We start from the raw sequence: 22,301 nt of genomic DNA on the forward strand, positions 1-22,301 counted from the left end.
AGGCGCGTTTTTTCTTAATCATAATAACTAACCTCAGTAGGTCTGACATTGTTTTTTAGCCCTACTTATTCATCTCTTAATCCGAGTGAGGTTAACTAAAAATAATACCAGTTCGATACAATGCACACGAAAACTTATCCGCACTGGTATTAGTATCATTCAAAGGATCCTGTATGAACCAAGCGCAAGAAAAACACCTAAAAGATTATACCAAGCCTGCATTCACTATTTCCCATGTAGATTTGAACGTTATTCTTGATGGAAAAAATACCAAAGTGACAGCCATTAGTAAGGTTATTCGTAATGGTGAACATCAGCATGATTTAGTGCTTGATGGTGAACAACTTTCGCTTAGTTCAGTCAAGCTTAATGGCTCGGCGGCTAACTATCGTCAGCATGATAGCCAACTAATGATTAGCACTGACCAAAATGAGTTTGAATTAGAGGTGGTTACGTCACTTGACCCTGAGGCTAACTCTAGCCTTGAAGGCCTTTTTATGTCAGACGGCGCTTATTGTACTCAGTGTGAAGCTGAAGGATTTCGCCGCATTACGTACTTCTTAGATAGACCCGATGTTCTGGCTATTTATAGTGTCCGCATTGAAGCGGATAAACATGCCTTTCCTTTCTTATTAAGTAACGGTAATTTAGTTGATAAAGGTGAGATGCCACGATCTGGGCGTCATTTTGTAAAATGGCATGATCCATTTCCAAAACCAAGTTACTTATTTGCATTAGTCGCAGGTGACTTTGACTTGCTTAACGACAGTTTTACCACTCAATCTGGTCGAGAAGTAAAACTGCAAGTTTTTGTTGATAAAGGTAACCTACACAAAGCTGATCACGCAATGGCTTCATTGAAAAAATCAATGAAATGGGATGAAACCCGTTTTGGTCTTGAGTACGATCTTGATATTTATATGATTGTAGCAGTTGATTTTTTTAATATGGGCGCGATGGAAAATAAAGGTTTGAATGTGTTTAATACTAAATACGTTCTTGCTGACAAAGCCAGTGCTACAGATGACGATTACCATGGTATTGAGTCTGTTGTTGGTCATGAGTATTTTCATAACTGGACCGGTAATCGAGTGACGTGTCGTGACTGGTTTCAGTTGAGTTTAAAAGAAGGCCTAACAGTTTTTCGCGATCAAGAATTTAGTTCCGATGTGGGTTCTCGTGCTGTCAATCGAATCCAAGCTATCCGCGTAATGAAAAATCAACAGTTTGCTGAGGATGCAGGGCCTATGTCTCATCCAATTCGTCCAGAAAGCGTGATTGAGATGAATAATTTCTACACTGTGACAGTGTACGATAAAGGCGCTGAAGTGATCCGCATGATGCACACTATTTTGGGTGAAGATGGCTTCCAAGCGGGGATGAAGTGCTATTTTGAACGTCATGATGGCCAAGCGGTAACCTGTGATGATTTCGTTAATGCGATGCAAGATGCCAGCGGTAAAGATTTAACCTTATTCCGTCGTTGGTACAGTCAAGCTGGTACGCCAGTTGTCACCGTTAAAGACCATTTCGATGCAGACAAAGGCGAGTATCACTTAACGATTACTCAACAAGTAATTTCACAAGGTATAAAGGGCCAAACACTACATATACCGTTCAGTGTTGAGTTATTGGACAGTTCAGGGCAATCCATTGTCAATAAAGTCCTAGATGTCACTAAAGCCAGCCACACATTTGTGTTTGATGAACTAGAAAGTGCGCCTACAGCCTCTTTACTGCAAGACTTTTCTGCACCCGTTAAATTGGTTTACGATTTTACGATTGACCAGCTGGTTCATCTTATGCGTCATGCCTCTAGTGAAGTGGCGCGCTGGGAAGCATCAGTACAACTAGTTAGTCAATCTATATGGAACAACGTTGCACAGTTGCAACAGCAAAAAGTGATGATGGTTGATACTCGTGTGGTAGAAGCCTTCAGAGGTGTTATTTTAGACGCTAATATAGACCAAGCTTTAGCGGCAGAAATTCTATCTATTCCCAGCGCTTCAGCATTAATTGAGCAAGTGGATAAGGTTGATTTAGATGCGTTGGCAAAAGCCAGAGAATTTGTTGTTGAGGAACTCGCATCAGCTTGTGAAGATGAATTGTTAGCACGTTATAGAGAGCTATTGCTGGTAGATAACTCAGGTGCGCGCGCATTCAAAAACATTGCTTTGTCTTTATTATGCCAAGTTACAGATACTCATCAATCGTTGGTCGAGAAACAATATTATTCAGCTAGAAACATGACTGATAGTTTAGGTGCTTTGAAAGCAGCTGCCACGGCTAAATTAGCCTGTTTACCTATGTTATTAAATGACTTTGAGTCAACGTGGGAATCCACGCCTTTAGTCATGGATAAGTGGCTTACTTTACAAGCGTTAATCAATAGTGATGATGTAATAGAACAAATTAAAACGCTGACTAAACATAGCAGTTTCAGTTTTTCTAATCCAAATCGAGTTCGGTCGCTCATTGGGGCTTTTGCTGCGGCAAACACGTATCAATTTCATCGAGCTGATGGTGAAGGTTATCGTTATTTAACCAAAGTATTAGTCAAATTGAATAAGTCTAATCCACAAGTAGCATCACGAATGATCACTCCATTAATTCAGTTTGCTAAATTTGATCAGCAGCGTCAGCAATTAATGAAACAGTGTTTAGTAGAGTTAAAATCACTACCTGATTTGTCGAATGATTTATACGAGAAAGTGACTAAATCTTTAGCTGAATAATGACTCAAACTGTAATTTATCTCGCATGATGAATCAATTTGTTTAGTATGTTAAAAGGAGAGCTTGCTCTCCTTTTTTTGGAGTAAATGATGGAGTTATTATTTTCTCTTAACGTGAGTTATGAAGCATTTTTACCTTATTACCAAGGGCTTGCAGAAAAAGTGCAAGTGAGAGACCACCAAGGTCGAGTATTGCACATCAATGGTAAGTATTTTAGACCTTATTTAACCCCTCAAGGTATTCATGGACAGTTTAAATTAGTCCTTAGTTCAGAGGGGAATTTCAAATCACTTAATAAATTATAGAGTATTTACTTCAAACGTTTGATTGATTCGTTATGTGTGAAGTAACCCTGCTTGAATATTTATAAGTATATGAAAATAATCTTTTTTCGTTAATAGTGAAATGATTGTATTTTTATCGTCTGTGTTAATTCAAATATAGGCTGGTTTTATTTTGCTATATTTAGCCAGACATCGTTAATTTTCTTGAACATTTTCTTTTTTTTGACCTTGCTCAATATAGTTAAATGCTGTAACAATGGTGTTGCCTGTGGGCTAACAAGATGTTGGTTAAATTCCTATAACAACTAATCCAACAGGTTACGGAGATGAACTAAAATGAATATTGTTAAAAAAAGATTTAACAAGTCGGCTCTCGCTTTGGGGGTGGTGTCGGCATTATGTTTGGGGATGAGCACTTCAGCCTCAGCCGTTTCTTTCGATTGGGGTGATGTACGAGGTACATTTGACTCTACTTTCACCGCAGGTGCGAGTTGGCGTGTATCAGACCGTGATTGGAATGATCAAATCGGTAAGGTCAATCAACCACAATTTGATTGGTCTGGTTACTCTGCCTTTGGTGGTGCCTTTGGTTCAACCAAATACACATCTACAGAAATTTGGGCTCAGCCAGGTTCTTATTCAAGCAACAATGATTTAAGTAATTTGTTGTATGCGCAAGGTGATACTACTTCTGAGATCGTTAAGGGTCTTCATGAACTATCATTGAAGTATGAAAACTACGGTGTCTTCTTACGTGGTATGTACTTCTACGATCGCAAACTCAATAACGGTGATTATGGATTTAATGATCCGTTAACCGGTAAAGAGTTCGATCCTTGTGAAGATAAAAAAGCCTCAGAAGTTCAATGTAAAGACGTTCGCTTATTAGATGCGTTTGTTTATGGCAACTGGGATTTAAATGACGGTGCCAACCCATTAAGTGTTCGTGTGGGTAACCAAGTTGTTTCTTGGGGTGAAAGTACCTTAATTTCTCACGGTATTGCCGAAATTAATGCTGTAGATTTAAATATCCTCAATGCACCTGGTGCAGAGCTTAAAGAAGCATTCCGTCCTCAAGGCATGGTTTGGGCATCTTTAGGTTTATCTGAAAACTTAAACCTTGAAGCATTTTATCAGTATGATTGGCAACCAATTTGGATCCCTACACCGGGTTCAAACTTTGCTACCAATGATTTTGCTGGTTATGGTGGCTACAACCAAAATGCTCAATTAGGCTTCAACTCTAATCCAGATATTAACCAAGACTTCCTTATTGCTGAATACTCTCGTTTGTATGAAGCAGCTGCTGCCAGTGGGTTTAATTCAGCGTATGCGGCTTATATGCTGTCTTATTCGACAAAAACAGCTCTCGTAGAAGATGCTGCGGATCCAAGTGATGATGGTCAATTTGGTGTTAAGTTAGGCTATTACTCGCCAGAGTTAGGTGAAACTGAGTTTGGTTTGTATTACATGAATTACCACAGCCGTCGTCCAATTATTAGCGGTACTGCTTCTAATTTCACTGCGGATGCTATTGGTCGAGACTATGGTCGTTTAGCTCAAAGCGGCGGGGTTATTGACCGTGAACTGCTATTAAGTATGGAAACCTTTACTAAATCACAAATTGTTTATCCTGAAGATATCCAGTTATATGGTTTTAGTTTTAATACCTTAGTGGGTGATACATCTGTTGCCGGTGAAATTTCTCATCGTGTTGATGAGCCATTGCAGATAGATGACGTTGAATTACTTTTCTTAGCGATGCCTCAACAGCTAGCAAATGCAGGTCTTCGTCCTGATTTAGATGGTATTTCACAAATGGATAACGTGGCTCCTGGCGCAAACGCTGAGGGTTATATACTTACCGATACAACTCAAGCGCAGATGACCTTTACACATCTATTTGGTCCAACATTTGGTTTAGATAACTTAACCATGCTGGCTGAAGTGGGTGGTGTGTGGATCCATGATATGCCTGGTTTTGATGAATTACGTTTGAATGGTCCAGGGACAGCTCGTTCTGGTGGTAATCCAGAAATGACGGGTATTATTGCAGCTTTGCATAATGGTCCAGAAACTAATCCATTCCCAACTGATTTTGCGTGGGGTTATCGTTTAGTAGCTAAAGCTGACTTTAACAACGTGTTTGCGGGCATAAACATGTATCCTCGTGTGATTTTCTCGCATGATGTTGACGGTATTACGCCTGATCCAATGTTCTTGTTCACAGAAGGCAGAAAGTCTGTAGCATTGGGTGTAAACTTTGATTATCAAAGTCGTTGGGGCGCAGATATTTCTTACAACAGCTTTTTTGGTGGTGTAGGAACAACAAATGCTATGACAGATCGAGATTACATCTCTTTCAATGTTAAGTATTCGATCTAAAAGGATAATTATAATGAAGAAACTGACGATATTATCGGCAGCAGTGATGATGGCACTAAGTGCACCTGCTGCGCTGGCGAAAGTATCACAAGCTGATGCAGACAAATTGGGTACAACATTGACCCCTTTGGGTGCAGAAAAAGCGGCTAATGCTGACGGTTCAATTCCTGCTTGGAATGGCGGTATCAGCAAGCCTATCGCGGGTTACACCAAGGGCATGCATCATCCAGATCCATTCCCTAGTGACAAAACGTTATTTACCATTACCAATGCAAACAAAGCGCAATACGCTGAATTTTTAACTCCGGGTCAGAACAAATTATTTGAAATATACCCAGATACTTACAAAATGAATGTGTATGAAAGTCGTCGTACTGCAGCAGTGCCTCAGTATGTTTATGATGCCACCAAAGCCAATGCTGTTAGAGCTGAATTAGTGTCTGATGGTAATGGTATTGCTGGTGCGACTATTGGTGTGCCATTTCCTATCCCTTCGAGTGGTTTAGAAGTGATTTGGAATCATATTTTACGTTATCGCGGTGTTGATGTAGAAACGTATCGTAGCCAAGCTGCGCCTATGTCTAATGGTTCTTATACTTTGGTTGAAAATGCCGAGGAAATTCGTTTTGAATATTCTCGCCCTGAAGTGACTTTAGAGAAGTTAAAAGAAAGCAATACACTGTTTTACTTTAAGCAAGTTGTTACCCAACCAGCACGATTAGCGGGTACTGCACTTCTTGTAAAAGAAACCATGGATCAAGAAGCGCTTCCACGACAAGCTTGGACTTATAACACTGGACAGCGTCGCGTTCGTAAAGCTCCTAACGTTGCTTTTGATACGCCAGGTACTGTTTCTGATGGGTTAAGAACAACCGATGATTTCGATATGTTTAACGGCTCTCCAATGCGTTATAACTGGGAATTAGTGGGTAAGAAAGAAGTTTATATTCCATACAATGATTATCGATTACATTCAGATTCGTTGAAGTATGACCAAATTTTAAAACCTGGTCATATCAATCCTGAATTTGTTCGTTACGAAAAACATCGCGTATGGGAAGTAAAAGCAACCTTAAAAGAAGGCATGCGTCATACCTATAAAACTCGCGTGTTTTATATTGATGAAGATTCATGGCAAGTAGCAGTAACTGATATATACGATAACCGCGATGAGCTTTATCGTGTTGGTGTCGCTCATCTTATTAACTACTATGAAGTGCCTGCGCTTTGGAGTACGTTAGAAGTATTCCATGATCTGCAATCACGTCGCTACTTAGCGATGGGTTTAGACAATGAAGGTCGCATGTATAATTTTGATGCGTCTCTTTCTGAAGCTAACTTTACCCCAGATGCGTTACGACGCGCTGGTATTCGTTAGTAAGCCTAAAAGGGGCGCTTATTTAGCGCCCCTATAAATTGTAAAGGAAGTTTGTATGACGTTTAGCATGCTTCGCAGTGTTGTGGCGATTGGGATTAGTGCATGTTTATATACTACTTCAGTAGATGCCCAGCTCGATCCTCTTTCTGTTCAAATTCAACCCTTAGCTCAATCCTCTTTATTACTTGATATTGCCAATGCGGGCGACAAACTTGTTGCAGTCGGTCAGCGTGGTAATGTGTTGCTTTTAGATGATAATCAGTGGCATCAAGTGGCGACGCCTGTACTGTCTCAGTTAACGAAAGTGTTTTTTTTCGACGACAAACTAGGTTGGGCAGTCGGTCATGATGCAACCATAATTCATACTCAAGATGGTGGTGCAACGTGGTCTGTACAGATGCAGTCTGCTGATATTGAAAAACCTTTTTTAGATGTCCGTTTTTATACTGCGACTGATGGTATTGCGGTGGGTGCGTATGGATTATTTTATCGCACTGCTGATGGCGGTAAAACGTGGCAAGAAGAATTTCACCAGGAACTACTTTTTGAAGAAGATGTGGCTTATTTAAATGAGCTCAAAGCAGAAGATGAAGCATTGTATTTATCTGAGCGTTCGTCTTTATTACCTCATTTCAACCGTCTAATTCGTCTGAAAGATAAGCGGTTATTATTGGTGGGTGAGCTTGGTATGGTGGCGGTATCGGATGACAATGGCCATACATTCGCTAAAACTAATTTTGATTATGACGGCTCAATGTTTAATGCCATTGCTGTTGGTGATGATGTTTATGTGATGGGACTCCGCGGTCATGTGTTTAAGTCGGACTTAAGTCTATCGGCATGGCAAGAAGTGGAATTACCTGTTCAATCATCAATTAATAGCGCACTTATTACACCTAATAATGACTTATACCTAGTCGGTAATGCTGGCATTGTATTGTCTGTTGATGATGGTAAAGCAACCATAGTTGCTAGACGCCAAGGTGAAAATATTGTGGCTATTGCTAAAGACAGCAAAGGCCAGCTATGGTTTGCCGGTTCTAAGGGACTGTTCCAGCTTGATTAACCTTTTGGTTAAACTGGACAATTAAAACAACAATAATAGGGCCGAAAAGATGTTAGAAAAACTGGTCAATGGATTTGAATCTCATTTATTTCGTAATCGGAAATGGGTCATCATTTCGTTTATTTTTATTACTATTTTTTTAGGGTATCAAGCCAGCCAATTAAAAATGGATGCGGCTTTTAGTAAAAATATTCCTCTTAATCACTCTTATATGAAAACGTATACCAAACACCAAAAAGATTTTGGTGGTGCTAACAGCATTATGGTTGCGGTTGAAGACTCGAGTGGCAACATATTTAATCCAGAATTTTTTGATGCATTAAAAAATGTCCACGATCAATTATTCTTTATTCCGGGTGTTGAACGTTCTCAGGTTAAGTCACTTTTTTCGCCTTCAACTCGTTTTACCGAAGTTGTAGAAGACGGCTTTGCTGGCGGTCCGGTGATCCCAGCTGATTTTCGTAATGACGACTTTGGTCTGAAAGTTGTGCGTGATAATATCGAAAAAGCCGGCATTGTAGGCCGTCTTATCGGCAACGATTATACCTCTGCCATGGTGTCTGCGCAGTTAATGGAGTTTGACCCACAAACGGGTGAAGCCATTGATACAATTGCGTTTGCCAATCAATTAGAACAAGAGCTTCGTGGCAAATTTGAAAACGATAAGATTAAAATTCATATCATCGGTTTTGCAAAAATGGCCGGAGATGTTGCTGAGGGCGCTAAAGGCGTACTGCTATTCTTTTTAATCGCTATTGCGATTACTGCTGTGATGGTGTATTTATTTTCAAAATCGATAGTGCTGACTGTTTTGCCACTAGTGTGTAGTTTGGTTGCCGTATTCTGGCAATTAGGCTTATTAACCGTAGTTGGCTTTGGTTTAGACCCAATGTCGATTTTAGTGCCGTTTTTAGTGTTTGCTATTGGTGTCAGTCACGGGGTACAGATGATCAATGCTGTACGTCGTCGTGTGCTTGATGGCCAAACAACTAAAGCTGCTGCAGCGTCTGCATTTCGTAGCTTATTAGTGCCTGGTGGTGTTGCGCTATTATCTGATACGGTAGGTTTTTTAACCTTACTTTCAATTGATATTGGTATTATTCGTGAGTTGGCCATTTCGGCTTCATTAGGTGTGGCGGTTATTATTTTAACCAATCTAATTTTACTGCCGTTGGTGATTTCATACTTTGAATTACCGAGTAAGCAAGACAGTCTTGCAAAGCGTCAAAAGATTGAAAATATTTGGCGTGCTTTGTCTAAATTTGCGACCCCTAAATATGCCATTATAGTGTTGATTTCGACTGCGATACTTTACGCGGTAGGTTTTCAACAAGCGTCTAAAATGCAAATTGGTGATTTACAGGGCGGGGCGCCTGCACTGCATCAAGACTCTCGTTATAACCAAGACACTTTCTTTATCACCAAACATTTTTCAATTACAACTGATGTCATGTCTGTGATTGTAGAAGCGACACCAGAAGCTTGTACTTATCATTCATTGTTATCTCAGATTGATCAGTTCGAATGGATGATGGCAAATACACCTGGAGTTGAGTCAACGGCAAGCTTGGCATCTATTGCTAAGAAAGTGAATGCTGGATTTAACGAAGGCAACCCTAAGTGGGAGATTTTACCGCGTACCACCGCGAGTTTAGTCCAAGCTGTTGGCCAAGTACCGACAACATCGGGTTTACTTAATAGTAATTGCTCGGTTATGCCAGTTTACTTGTTCTTAAAAGACCATAAAGCTGAAACTATTGAAGTTGTTGTTGATAAAGTTAAAGCGGTTGCCGCACAACTTAACTCCGATACTTTACAGTTTAAGTTAGCATCTGGTCCCGTTGGCGTTATGGCTGCTACAAATGAAGCCGTGAGCGAAGCTCAGCTACCCATGATGCTATATGTATATGGCGCTGTATTTGTACTGTGTTTAATTAGCTTTAAGTCACTCAAAGCGACGATTGCGGTAATTATTCCACTTTATGTGGTATCAACATTAGCGCAAGCATTAATGACTTTGCTTGATATTGGTTTAGCGGTGAGTACCTTACCGGTGATTGCATTAGGTGTGGGTATTGGCGTGGATTACGGGATTTATATCTTGTCGACCATGTCTAATAAACTCAGTAATGGCATGCCGGTGCAACAAGCGTATTTCGAAGCACTCGTTGAACGAGGTAGTGCGGTTATCTTTACTGGCCTAACGTTAGCCATTGGAGTGAGCACTTGGTTCTTCTCAGACCTTAAATTCCAAATGGATATGGGAATTTTGCTAACATTTATGTTTTTAGTGAATATGTTGGGAGCAATTATTATTCTACCAGCACTTTCAGCGATGTTTTGGCGAAAAAAATAACTAAAACATGTAGTTAAATAAAAAAGGGAGCTTAGCTCCCTTTTTTGTTTTGCATAGTTACTCTGTGCAAACGACTTAAATGTCATTTTAAACGTCAATCTATGCTGCCGACTGGATTTATAGAGGATGTACCACTAAAATTTTCCTCGATATAGCAGCAATTTAGTAATAAACTTTGCACCAGATCTCAAATATGAGTTTCTTTTGTTAAACGAAAAACAGTTATTTACGTGCTACACACAAAATGACTCGGACCGACAGAATCAACAAGCCGAAGCATCCATATAATGATAAGAGCGCTGCCATAGACGCTTAAGGAATCTGCAACATGGCCTTGAAAGATGCAATGCCTTCAGTACTACTGGAAAATGTAGTCAATTTAATTCACACAAAAATCCCTCATTCTCAAGCCAAACAAGTTGAGCAATTTGCCAATTGCCTCTACGCCCATATGTCAAAAGACGATCTCAATGCTCGTAATGACAGTGATTTATATGGTGCAGTAGTGAGCCTTTGGAATGCGCTGAATAAAACGGCACAGGATAAAACACACATCCGTGTATTTAATCCTAGCCAAGCAAAACATGGCTGGCAGTCAACCCACAGTATTATTGAGGTTATTCAACTTGATATGCCTTTCCTGGTTGACTCACTCTCAATGGCATTAAATCGTATGGGCATAACAGCTCATGTGATGTTACATACGCCATTAGCCGTTATGCGTGGTGATAACAACAATGTGACAGATGTGTCATTTGTCAATGAAGCGACAGATGGCAGCAATAATGTTGCAGTATTCTTAGTCGAAATTGACAAGCAAAATAGTGATGCTGACATTAAGGCGATTGAGAAAGAAATTCAATCTGTCCTTGCTGATGTCGCCGCATCGGTCAATGATTGGCAATTAATGTCAAAAACTTTAACCGATACGATTAAGCAACTACCTTTACGTCCGTTTCCTGGGGAGAAAGCGGAACTTCAAGAGTCAGTTGATTTCTTAAATTACTTAAATAATCACCATTTCACTCTACTCGGCTACCGTTATTATGATTTAAAACGCGTAGAAGGCGATGTTGAGCTTGTCCCTAATATGGAATCTAGCTTAGGACTAATGAACCGTTCAAAAACCTCACACAGTGAGCGTGGTTTATTACTATCAAGTTTATCAGATTCAGCCCGTAAAGAGGCATTAGATGAAAGCTTACTCGTTCTTACCAAAAGTTCTGCTAAAAGCCGTGTACATCGTCCGGCTTATGTAGACTATGTTGGTGTTAAACGTTTCGATAAAAAAGGTAATGTCATTGGTGAAGATCGTTTCATTGGCTTATATGCTTCAAATCTTTATAACCGTAGCCCACGTGAGATCCCATTATTGGGTGAGAAAGTGCAACGGATCCTGGATAATTCAGGGCTAGCACCACGCTCGCATGACTACAAAGCGTTAATGAACATTCTTGAGAACTTACCCCGTGATGAGCTAATCCAAGCAAAAGATCCAGAGCTATCGAATATTGCTTATGGTGTATTGGAAATGCAAGATCGCGATAAGCTAAAGTTGTTTGTGCGTAAAGACGGTTATGGACGTTTCTTGTCATGTTTAGTGTATGTGTCTAAAGACCGTTACAACACTAAGCTACGACAAGACACTCAACGTATTCTGGCGCAGCATTTCCAGAGTAATGAAGATGTTGAGTTCACCACGTACTTTTCAGAGTCTACTTTGGCTCGAACTCATTATATTATCAAAGTTGATAATAACAATATGGATGTTGATGTGGCCGCTATTGAAAAAAATCTTATCGAAGCTGCTCGCTCGTGGGATGACAAATTACACACAGCGTTAAATAACGCTGTAGGTGAACAAGCAGGTACAGGACTTACAAAACGTTATTTAAATGCGTTCCCACCTAGCTACAAAGATGATGTATTACCAAGCTCTGCGGTTGTTGATATGCAGCACCTAGAAGCATTGGATGATAATCATAAGTTAGGCATGTTGTTCTATCAGCCACAAGAGTCGGCGTTAAACGACAATAAAGTTCGCTTAAAACTGTTCCACAAAGATGAACCAATTCACTTGTCTGACGTACTGCCAATGCTTGAAAACTTTGGTTTACGTGTGATCAATGAACGTCCATATGAAGTGAAAACTAATGATGGTGCAACGTTCTGGATTTTAGACTTCTTAATGACAGTACAGGGCGCTGCGACAGAAAACCTAGCTGACAGTCAAGATCGTTTCCAAACGGCTTTGTTGCAAGTGTGGCAAAAGAAGTTAGAGGACGATGGCTTCAACCGCATGGTACTTTCAACGGGCTTAAGTGGTCGTGAAGTGTCCATTTTGCGTGCGTATGCTAAGTATATGCGTCAAATTGATGCCACGTTTAGTCAATCTTATATCGAAGAAACGTTCAGCCGTTATCCGAAACTTGCGGATTTATTGGTGAAGATGTTTATTCGTAAGTTTAATCCTAAGCTAAAAACGCGCACCTTAAGTAAGTTCTTAGAGCAAGTGAACATACAGCTTGATGATGTTTCAAGTTTAGATGACGACCGTATTATTCGCCGTTACTTAGATTTAATTAACGCCACATTGCGAACCAACTTCTATCAAACAGCAATCAGCGGCCAATCAAAAGACTGTATCTCATTTAAATTTGCACCGAGCTTAATTCCAGAAATGCCTAAGCCGATGCCTAAATTTGAAATTTTCGTGTATTCGCCTCGAGTTGAAGGGGTACATTTACGCGGTGGTAAAGTGGCTCGTGGTGGTTTGCGTTGGTCGGACCGTCGTGAAGATTTCCGTACCGAAGTATTAGGCTTAGTAAAAGCACAACAAGTTAAAAACACCGTGATTGTACCTGTGGGCGCAAAAGGTGGATTTGTGTGTAAGCAACTGCCTACAGAAGGTGGTCGCGAAGCTATATTTACAGAAGGGCAAGAATGTTACCGTATCTTTATCCGTGCGTTATTAGATATTTCTGACAACATTGTTAACGGTGAAGTTGTTCCGCCAGCTGATGTTGTCCGTCACGATGAAGACGATCCATATTTGGTAGTTGCAGCTGACAAAGGCACCGCAACTTTCTCCGATATTGCTAACGCGATTGCGATTGAATATAACTTCTGGCTAGGTGATGCTTTTGCGTCAGGCGGAAGTAACGGTTATGACCATAAGAAAATGGGTATCACTGCACGCGGTGCATGGGAGTCTGTTAAACGCCATTTCCGCGAAATCGGTGTTGATTGCCAAACTACACCATTTAGTGCGTTAGGTATCGGTGATATGGCCGGTGACGTATTTGGTAATGGTATGTTGTTATCTGAGCAAACTAAATTGGTTGCAGCATTTAACCATATGCATATCTTTATCGACCCAACACCTAATATTGAACAAAGCTATGCAGAACGTCAGCGTTTGTTTGTACTGCCTCGCTCTAGCTGGGAAGACTACAACGCAAAACTGATTTCTAAAGGCGGTGGAATATTCTTACGCTCTGCTAAGTCAATTAAATTGACGCCAGAAATTAAGCAGATGCTAGATACCGATAAAGATAGTATGAATCCTATCGAACTAATGAAAGAGCTACTGAAAATGCCAGTAGATTTGATTTGGAACGGTGGTATCGGTACTTACCTTAAATCGAGTAAAGAATCACACGCAGAGGTAGGCGATCGTGCCAATGATTCATTACGTGTTAACGGTAAAGAAATTCGTGCCAAAATTATTGGGGAAGGTGGTAACTTAGGTTGTACTCAGTTAGGCCGTATTGAATACTGCGCTAATGGTGGCCGCATGAACACCGATTTTGTTGATAACGTTGGCGGTGTAGATTGTTCTGATAACGAAGTTAACATTAAGATTTTCTTGAATACCTTGGTTGCTGAAGGTGAGTTAACCGTTAAACAACGTAACCGTTTACTTGAAGATATGACTGACCAAGTCAGCGAGATTGTGATCAAAGATTGTAAAGATCAGACTCGCACTATTTCAGTTACCCAAGTTCACGGTGTAGCACAGCTTAAAGAGCAAATTCGTTTTATTCAATATCTTGAAAAAGACGGCAAGCTTGATCGTGCGCTCGAGTTTTTACCAACAGATGATGACTTAGCTGAACGTTTAGCCAATGGCCGTGCACTAACACGTCCTGAGTTATCAGTATTAGTGGCTTACGCTAAGATGGTACTTAAAGAGCAGCTAGTAACGCCTGAAATCACTGAAGATGCTTTCTTAAGTAAATTGCTCGTAGCTTATTTCCCTAAAAAGTTACAAGCAAAATACGCGGATAAAATGACCGCACATCCTTTGCGTGGTGAAATTATTGCAACGTCATTAGCCAATGAATTGGTTAATGATATGGGCTTTAATTTTGTACAACGTATGCAAGATGAGACCGGTGCAACAGTTGCTGAAGCAGCTATTTGTTACACTATGGCTCGAGAAGTTTTCGGTCTCGATGAATTAACAACCTCCATTACTGATTTAAGCGGTATTATTCCTGCACATGTGCAAGGAGAAATGTTACACCAATTACGTCGTAATATGCGTCGCGCATGTCGTTGGTTTATTCGTCATCGTAATCGAGCTCATGATATTGACCAAACTGTTGCGTTCTTTAAGCCAGTATTTGAACAGCTTAAAGCCAATGTCGATCAATATATGATTGCCGCTGAAGTGAAAGCGATATCTGCTGAAATTACTGCGTTAACCAATGAGAATGTTCCTCAAGATGTTGCACAAGTTGTGGCTAAAATGAGTACATTATTCTCTGCGTTAGACATTGCTCAAATTGCGCAAATTGAGAATAAGTCACTTGAGTTAGTATCAGAAACATACTTTAAACTAGGTGCTAAAGTGGAGCTACATTGGTTCTTAGCTCAAATCAGTGCTCAACCTGTTGCTAACCACTGGCAAGCACTTGCTCGTGCTGCTTTCAGAGAAGAGCTTGATTGGCAGCAACGTGCATTAAGCTCAGCTGTATTACGTACTTGTACTGATACTTGTGATGCCGATAGTGTTATTAATCAATGGATTACGCTAAATAAGCCATTGCTTGAAAGATGGTATCACATGCTAGCAGATTTTAAGGTTTCTCAAACCCATGAATTTGCGAAGTTCTCAGTCGCTTTACGAGAACTGAATTTGCTGATTTTGCATTGCGTAGGTCAGAAGTAGTTTTTATAATGTGAATAAGCCCTGGCAATTGCCGGGGTTTTTTTTAGGTCTAGGAGAAAACATGTTTTATAAACTCGCACAAAAAGTAATGTTTCAGTTGGACCCTGAGTTAGCTCACAATATCGCGATTGGCAGTTTGAAAATGACGGGTAACAATCCGTTAAATTGTTTTTATCGTCAGCAGGTTAAGTCTGCTCCAGTAACCTGTATGGGACTAACGTTTCCTAATCCTGTTGGCTTAGCTGCCGGGTTAGACAAAGACGGGGAGTCAATTGATGCTTTTGATGCAATGGGTTTTGGCCATGTTGAAGTCGGTACGGTAACGCCACGGCCACAAGCCGGTAATGATCAGCCTCGCTTATTTAGATTAAAACCTGCTCAAGGGATTATTAATCGAATGGGTTTTAACAATAAAGGAGTCGATAATCTGGTCCGTAATTTAATGGCTAAAAAGTCTGCCATTATGGTTGGTGTCAATATTGGTAAAAATAAAGATACCCCGGTAGAGCAGGGTAAAGATGATTACCTGATCTGCATGGAAAAAGTGTATCAATATGCCAGTTATATTGCAGTTAATATCTCTTCTCCTAACACCCCTGGCTTACGTTCAATGCAATACGGTGAGTTACTTGATGACTTACTCAGCTCAATCAAAGCTAAACAAACTGAGTTAGCTGCTAAACACGGTAAATATGTACCTGTAGCGCTGAAAATCGCCCCAGACTTAAGCTCTGACGAAATTAAAGCCATTGCCGAGTCGTTACTTAGTAATCAGTTTGATGGTGTTATAGCGACTAACACCACATTAAGTCGAGATGCCGTTACCGGTTTAAAACATGCCGAAGAAATGGGTGGTTTGAGCGGTAAACCTTTGACTGACTTATCTACCCAAGTGATCAAGCAATTAGCGATCTGTTTACAAGGAAAGATCCCGATCATTGGTGTGGGTGGGATCAATTCTGCCGCAGATGCTTTAGCTAAATTTGACGCAGGCTCAACCATGGTACAGATATACTCAGGTTTTATTTATCAAGGACCTAAACTAATTGATCAGATCGCTAGAGCTTATTGTACAAAATAGCGACTAAAATACGCTTTTATCGATCAAAAATCATGCCGCGATCGAGTGTAAGATCGTTCGATCGCCCTAACACTATGAAATTCATGTCATATTTATAATTAAATTTTGATATTGGATGAAAAATAATCTATTATGCATAAGTGTTTAACATTTAGGTGTAAATAGTCATGTTATTAATGCCAAACAAGGACTGGCGTTGGGAATATAATGGAAGCTTGAAGTTATTGAGCATTTCGTTAGGTTCCGAGATGGAGTTCTTAACCCCATATAAACCAAAAATATTAATTCCAGATGCATTAAAGGCAGCTGAATTTAATCTTGAACACGTAAAATTCTATATTAAAATGCTCGAAACCCTGCCTAAGGTGTTACATATTTCAGATGCAGGTATTGTACAAACCGCACTAAATGCCACTGCTGCTCATTTTTTATTACAATCGCAAATGCCAAAATCTTGGTTTTTTGACGTTAGTGATGAATGTGTTTATTGCGAAGTGGGTAAATTGTTTCAACTCAATTGTGGCTACTCAAAAGTTTTAGCATTAGTTGTTGAAAATGGATTACAAGCAGCAACTGTGATGATTTTGTCACAATACTGTCAATTATCTGAAAGTAAATCATTGGCACAATTTGATACCATAAAAGTGATGCATAACCGTTTGCATCCACTGCGTAAAGCTAAGCAAGTCGTCGCGGCGTAGTTAATCGTTAAGCTAAAATCGCTTTTTTATGATGTTGACAGCTTGATTATATTCTCTTTAGCGACGAAGAACCTTCCTTAATTTTTTCCTAATATTCATGTCCATAGTCACATTGATTTGTATTCTAATTTTACATCTCTACATTATTTCTGCGTATCACTAACTGTTGATCAATTTTTTTAATCCGTCTTTAACGGCTTTAGCTAATAGAAATACCTGCAATACCCGACAACGTAAAACCAACACTTTGTTCGGTTAATCTAATGGTCATTGTCGAGTTTTCCAGCGTACTAACTCATTTTACGAATAACACTAAGCGGGGCAACACGTAATATCCAATGTAAAATAGCCCATGGATAACTCGGCACAAACGCATTAGCTTTTTCTTTTTGGATAGCGTTTACCATCGCTTTACAACCCGTTTCAGTATCGACAATAAAGGGTACAGTTTTCACTTTTTCATTTATTTCGCTACGTATAAACCCTGGGTGCACACAAGTGACTTTTATAGGTGTGTTCATCACATCGATGCGAATGCCTTCTGATAGTGAAGTTATCGCAGCTTTAGTGGCAGCGTAAACGGTCATTGCACGTCTAAAACCACGAACAGCGCTAATGGATGAAATGGTTACAAGGTGGCCATTGTTTTGCTCACGGAAAATGGCCATCGCTGCTTCACATTGGGCGATAGCAGCAATAAAGTTGGTTTGCGCAGTTTGTAAGTTGGCAGCAAAAAAGCCTGTGCCTATTGAGGCTCCTTTGCCCATACCTGCGTTAACAATCACTCTATCTAATTGCCCTAACTCTTGTTTAAACTGACTAAAAACCTCAAACACTTGTAGGTGATCGTTTACATCAAGTGATTTAATCAATACCTTGATATTAGGATTTATAACCAGTAACTCTTGTTCTAGTGCTTCAAGGCGGTCCATTCGTCTAGCGCAAAGTGCGAGATTATGGTTTTGTTTAGCAAATTCAATCGCCATACCGCGGCCTAAACCAGAACTCGCCCCAGTGATCAGTATGTTTGTCCGTTTCATAATGTCTCTTTATTATTGTAATATTAGTTGTAATATTAGTTGTAATATTAGTTGTAATATTAGTTGTAATATTAGTTGTAATATTAGTTGTAATATTAGTTGTAATATTAGTTGTAATATTAGTTGTAAAATTATTCACTTTCATGGCGTAACATATATCACTCTGAGTGTATTATCAGGCTTAAATCAGACTGTGTAAATGTCGCTGCGATCCATCAAAAAAGCCGTGTTCATTCATAGTGATTAAACTCAATCGCTGCTGTTTAAGCTGTAATTGCGTCACACTGCAATTGACTATCTGTTTATTAATATTGAAAAATTGTGCGCCGGGTATTGATAAACTCTGCATTATGGCTGCGCTGATTGCGCCGCCGGAGGTGAATACAAATACCGTATCATCTTGTCCCGTTTGAGTGCTTAATTGTGTTAAGCCTGTGGTGACACGCTGGCTAAAGTGTTGCCATGTTTCACTGTAGTCATTTGCATTGGGTGCTTGCTGCCATTGATAAATAGCTTGGCTAAATAACTCAATAAATGCTCGTGTAGGCGATGCTTGTTGATGAAGATATTGTTTCATGGCTTCAGGCTTGGCCAAATCTGGGCGATGAACAGCAATGACATTTTCATGGTTAAATTCATTCCAATCAGCGCTTATTTGTAATGAATCATGCAATAAAGGCGGCGATAAAGTGGCTAAGCATGCATCACGGGTTTGCAGATGGCGGGTCATGTTGCCACAAATTACATGAGTTGGGCGAATATCGCGTTGATTAAAATGTTCGCCTAAATGGCGGGCTTGGCGATGACCTAAGCTCGATAAGTTGTCGTAATTTTGGGCGCCGAAACTGGCTTGGCCGTGGCGGATTAAATAGATATTAGCCATGGCTATCCTTGTTGTTTCATTGCACGTTTACAGCGCCACATTAAATAATGTGAGAAAATCCAAAATTGTTTAAACGCCGGATTACGGGTTTGCTTGTGGTGATAGCGGTAATAAATTTGCTGCACTATGCCGGCTAAGCGAAATAATCCAAATACTTCATAAAAGCGAAAATCATCAATGGTAATAGCCATTTTGTCGCAATAATATTCAACCACTTGTTTACGCGTTAGCATGCCATCAAGATGTGTTGGTTGGCGACGGGTCATCTGTGCTAAAAAGTCATCATCAGCTTCTACCCAGTAGGCCAGGGTATTGCCTAAGTCCATTAGCGGATTACCAAGCGTAGCCAGCTCCCAGTCTAGTATGCCATTCACTTTACTGATGTCATCAAGGTCTAACACCACGTTATCGAAGCGAAAATCATTGTGAGTTAAACAAATGGTTTCTTGTGCGGGCTTATGTTGTTGTAGCCAAGCCATGACACTCTTACCAGAAGGTACATTCCATGTTTTTGCTTGTGTGTAGCGCTCGCTCCAGCCATCAATTTGGCGTTGAGTGTAGCCTTCACCTTTGCCAATGTGAGTAAGGTTTGCCTTATTAATGTCAACTTTGTGCAATTGGATTAAACAATCCATTACGTTGGTACAAAGGGTTTTAGCTTGCTGTTTATCGACCTGTAAACCTTTAGGTAAATTCTGCCTTGGGATAATGCCATTAAGCTTTTCCATAACATAAAACTCAGTGCCTAACACGCTGTTGTCTTCGCAATGGGCAAGCATAGCGGGTACATAAGGGTAAACAGGTTTAAGGGCTTGCTGTAAACGATACTCGCGGCCCATATCGTGTGCGCCTTTGGCTTTGGTGCCTTTTGGAGCTCGGCGTAATATCAGTTCACGGTTATCGTAGGTTAAACAGTAGGTCCAATTTGAGGCGCCACCTGTGTATTGGGTAATGTTCAGTTTACCTTCAAGACCTGCAATGTGTTGTTTGAGCCATGGGTCAATAATAGCAACGTCAAGTTCTTCACCTGTTCGTACTGACTTGGCTTTATCTAAATATTGCTGGTTCATTACGCTTGATCCTCCTTTAACAGTTGTCTTAGTCGGTGGGTTTGTTTCAATACTAAATGAAAATACCAGCGTAGCGGTAACAAGCGCTTTAAAAGGTAAAGGCGCTTACCTTGTTGATGTGTTAGTAACAAAAACTGCTTTTTAGATTCGCCTTGATAAGCGAGGTCAGCGACTTGTTCTGCATCTATCGGTGATTTATCAAATAGCTTACCCATGAGTTTTTCCATCTTGGGCAATTGAGTGCGTAAGCTACTGCCAAGATTAGTTTTAAAAAATCCAGGGCATAATACACTGACATTAATATTGTCGTCGGCTAGCTCTAAGCGCAGTGTTTCAGACAATGACACTACTGCCGCTTTTGAAGCGTTATAACTCGACATAAACGGAATAGGGGTTAAGCCAGCTTGTGATGCCACATTAAGAATGCTGCCATAACCTTGCTGCTTAAAAAGTGGTACAAAATGTTGGCACATATTGACGATGCCAAATAAATTTATTTCAATAATCCAGCGCCATTGCAACATAGGTTCTGCTTCAATTTTATCAGCAGTTGCCACACCAGCGTTGTTGACTAATAAATCGATATGTTGCCATCGAGACTGCAAGGCGTTTTTAAGTGCATTTATACTGTCTACATTTGTAATGTCACAGGGTACAAAAAATGCTTTACCACCTAATGCTTTTATTTGTTCGCATACCTGCTCACCAGCTTGCTGATTAATATCTGCAACACAGACTTCGGCATTATGACTTGCCCACTTTAACGCTAGCGCTTTACCTAAACCTGAAGCGGCACCGGTGATCACCACATGTTGCTGTTGTTTAATCTGATTCATAGGTTTTACCGTTATTTGTATTTTGCCAGTTCAAGGCGGGACACCATGGCCATATGTACTTCATCAGGGCCATCAGCTAAGCGTAAACTACGGGCCATTGCTGCAAAACCAGCTAACGGTGTGTCGTGGTTCATGCCGGCACCGCCATATAGTTGAATAGCCATATCGACGACTTGAGTTAACATATTTGGCACTACCACTTTAATGGCTGAAATATCAGTCATAGCAAATTTTACACCTACGTTATCAATTTTCCAGGCCGCATTTAAGGTGAGCAATCTGGCTTGATCTATTGCTATACGAGCTTGGGCGATACGTTCAAGATTACCCCCTAATTTGATAATCGGCTGGCCAAAGGCGACGCGAGATTGACCACGCTCGATTGCTAATGATAATGCACGTTCAGCCGCGCCAATCGCGCGCATACAATGATGAATACGCCCAGGACCGAGTCTACCTTGAGCGATTTCAAACCCTTTTCCAAGCCCTTTAATGACGTGGTTTTTTGGTAATCTGACGTTAGTGAGTTCCATTTCCCCATGGCCATAAGGGGCATCATAGTCACCATAGGCGGTCAACATGCGGGTGATACTAACGCCCGGCGTGTCTATAGGCACTAACACCATGCTATGTCGTTGATGTTTTGGGGCATCGGTATAAGACAGCCCCATAAAAATCATTATGTTACTGTTTGGATGACCTAAACCCGTTGACCACCATTTACGGCCATTAATGACTACGTCATCACCGTCTTCAATAATAGTGGCTTGCATGTTAGTAGCATCGGATGAGGCGACGTCAGGTTCAGTCATCGCAAATACTGAGCGGATTTCACCTGCGAGTAAAGGCGTTAACCATTGTTGCTGTTGTTGCTTATCACCGAAGTGATAAAGCACTTCCATGTTGCCGGTATCTGGTGCATTACAGTTAAATATTTCTGGCGCCAGGATTGAACGCCCCATTTCTTCAGCTAGCGGTGCATATTCAACACATGTTAACCCTTGACCTAACGTGGTATCAGGTAAAAATAAATTCCACAACCCTTCGGTTTTAGCCTGTACTTTTAGGGCTTCAATTTGTGGCAGTAACTGCCATTGAGTCCAATCACTGCTATGGTTAATTCGTCTGTTTTCTGCTAACAACTCAGCTTCAATGGGGAGAATATATTGATCAATAAACGATTTTACTTTAGCTAAATATTGTTGAGATTTTTCTGTAGCGTAAATATTCATGTATGCATCCAATGTTATCTAAGCCTCAATCATTATCATGATGTGACAGAGCTCTGATTATGTTGTCAGCATATCGCA

The 22,301-nt window shown here is 40.4% G+C and carries 14 protein-coding genes; 9 read left to right on the top strand and 5 right to left on the bottom strand.

Annotation, left to right across the window (positions count from 1 at the left end; translation table 11 throughout):
• Positions 1-173: 173 nt before the first annotated feature.
• From pepN to EGC82_RS10040, 9 genes are all read left to right on the top strand, one after another.
• On the top strand, positions 174-2,735 hold the full coding sequence (gene pepN / locus EGC82_RS10000) for an aminopeptidase N (protein WP_124730625.1): 2,562 nt from the start codon (positions 174-176) through the stop codon (positions 2,733-2,735).
• Positions 2,736-2,824: 89 nt separating this feature from the next.
• Positions 2,825-3,040 carry a DUF2835 domain-containing protein gene (locus tag EGC82_RS10005; RefSeq protein WP_164839211.1) on the top strand — a complete coding sequence of 72 codons (216 nt, stop codon included), beginning with the start codon at positions 2,825-2,827 and terminating at the stop codon, positions 3,038-3,040.
• Positions 3,041-3,355: 315 nt separating this feature from the next.
• Positions 3,356-5,404: a DUF1302 domain-containing protein gene (locus EGC82_RS10010; RefSeq protein WP_124730627.1), complete on the top strand. Its 2,049-nt coding sequence runs from the start codon at positions 3,356-3,358 to the stop codon at positions 5,402-5,404.
• 13 nt (positions 5,405-5,417) lie between these two features.
• Positions 5,418-6,782, top strand: a complete 1,365-nt coding sequence (locus EGC82_RS10015; RefSeq protein WP_124730628.1) for a DUF1329 domain-containing protein — start codon at positions 5,418-5,420, stop codon at positions 6,780-6,782.
• Positions 6,783-6,837: 55 nt separating this feature from the next.
• Positions 6,838-7,848 (top strand): WD40/YVTN/BNR-like repeat-containing protein, encoded by a 1,011-nt coding sequence (locus EGC82_RS10020; protein ID WP_124730629.1) that lies wholly within the window; start codon positions 6,838-6,840, stop codon positions 7,846-7,848.
• 49 nt (positions 7,849-7,897) lie between these two features.
• Complete coding sequence (locus EGC82_RS10025) at positions 7,898-10,204, top strand: efflux RND transporter permease subunit (RefSeq protein WP_124730630.1); 2,307 nt, start codon at positions 7,898-7,900, stop codon at positions 10,202-10,204.
• Between the two features lie 328 nt (positions 10,205-10,532).
• Positions 10,533-15,380, top strand: a complete 4,848-nt coding sequence (locus tag EGC82_RS10030; protein WP_124730631.1) for an NAD-glutamate dehydrogenase — start codon at positions 10,533-10,535, stop codon at positions 15,378-15,380.
• 61 nt (positions 15,381-15,441) lie between these two features.
• Positions 15,442-16,461, top strand: coding sequence for a quinone-dependent dihydroorotate dehydrogenase (pyrD, locus tag EGC82_RS10035; protein WP_124730632.1), 1,020 nt, complete (start codon positions 15,442-15,444; stop codon positions 16,459-16,461).
• 167 nt (positions 16,462-16,628) lie between these two features.
• Positions 16,629-17,162 carry a cell division protein ZapC gene (locus EGC82_RS10040; protein ID WP_124730633.1) on the top strand — a complete coding sequence of 178 codons (534 nt, stop codon included), beginning with the start codon at positions 16,629-16,631 and terminating at the stop codon, positions 17,160-17,162.
• A 290-nt stretch (positions 17,163-17,452) separates the two neighbouring features.
• Here EGC82_RS10040 and EGC82_RS10045 read toward each other — a convergent pair whose 3' ends face one another.
• The 5 genes from EGC82_RS10045 to EGC82_RS10065 all read right to left on the bottom strand — a co-directional run bounded on the left by EGC82_RS10045 (position 17,453) and on the right by EGC82_RS10065 (position 22,223).
• Positions 17,453-18,202 carry an SDR family oxidoreductase gene (locus EGC82_RS10045; protein ID WP_124730634.1) on the bottom strand — a complete coding sequence of 250 codons (750 nt, stop codon included), beginning with the start codon at positions 18,200-18,202 and terminating at the stop codon, positions 17,453-17,455.
• Between the two features lie 181 nt (positions 18,203-18,383).
• Complete coding sequence (locus tag EGC82_RS10050) at positions 18,384-19,085, bottom strand: histidine phosphatase family protein (protein ID WP_124730635.1); 702 nt, start codon at positions 19,083-19,085, stop codon at positions 18,384-18,386.
• Positions 19,086-19,087: 2 nt separating this feature from the next.
• Complete coding sequence (locus tag EGC82_RS10055) at positions 19,088-20,155, bottom strand: phosphotransferase family protein (RefSeq protein WP_124730636.1); 1,068 nt, start codon at positions 20,153-20,155, stop codon at positions 19,088-19,090.
• Positions 20,155-20,991, bottom strand: coding sequence for an SDR family oxidoreductase (locus tag EGC82_RS10060; protein ID WP_124730637.1), 837 nt, complete (start codon positions 20,989-20,991; stop codon positions 20,155-20,157). The genes EGC82_RS10055 and EGC82_RS10060 overlap by 1 nt, the downstream gene beginning before the upstream one ends.
• Positions 20,992-21,002: 11 nt before the next feature.
• Positions 21,003-22,223, bottom strand: coding sequence for an acyl-CoA dehydrogenase family protein (locus EGC82_RS10065; protein ID WP_124730638.1), 1,221 nt, complete (start codon positions 22,221-22,223; stop codon positions 21,003-21,005).
• Between the last annotated feature and the right edge of the window lie 78 nt (positions 22,224-22,301).

The organism is Shewanella livingstonensis, assembly GCF_003855395.1.
GTDB lineage: Bacteria > Pseudomonadota > Gammaproteobacteria > Enterobacterales > Shewanellaceae > Shewanella > Shewanella livingstonensis.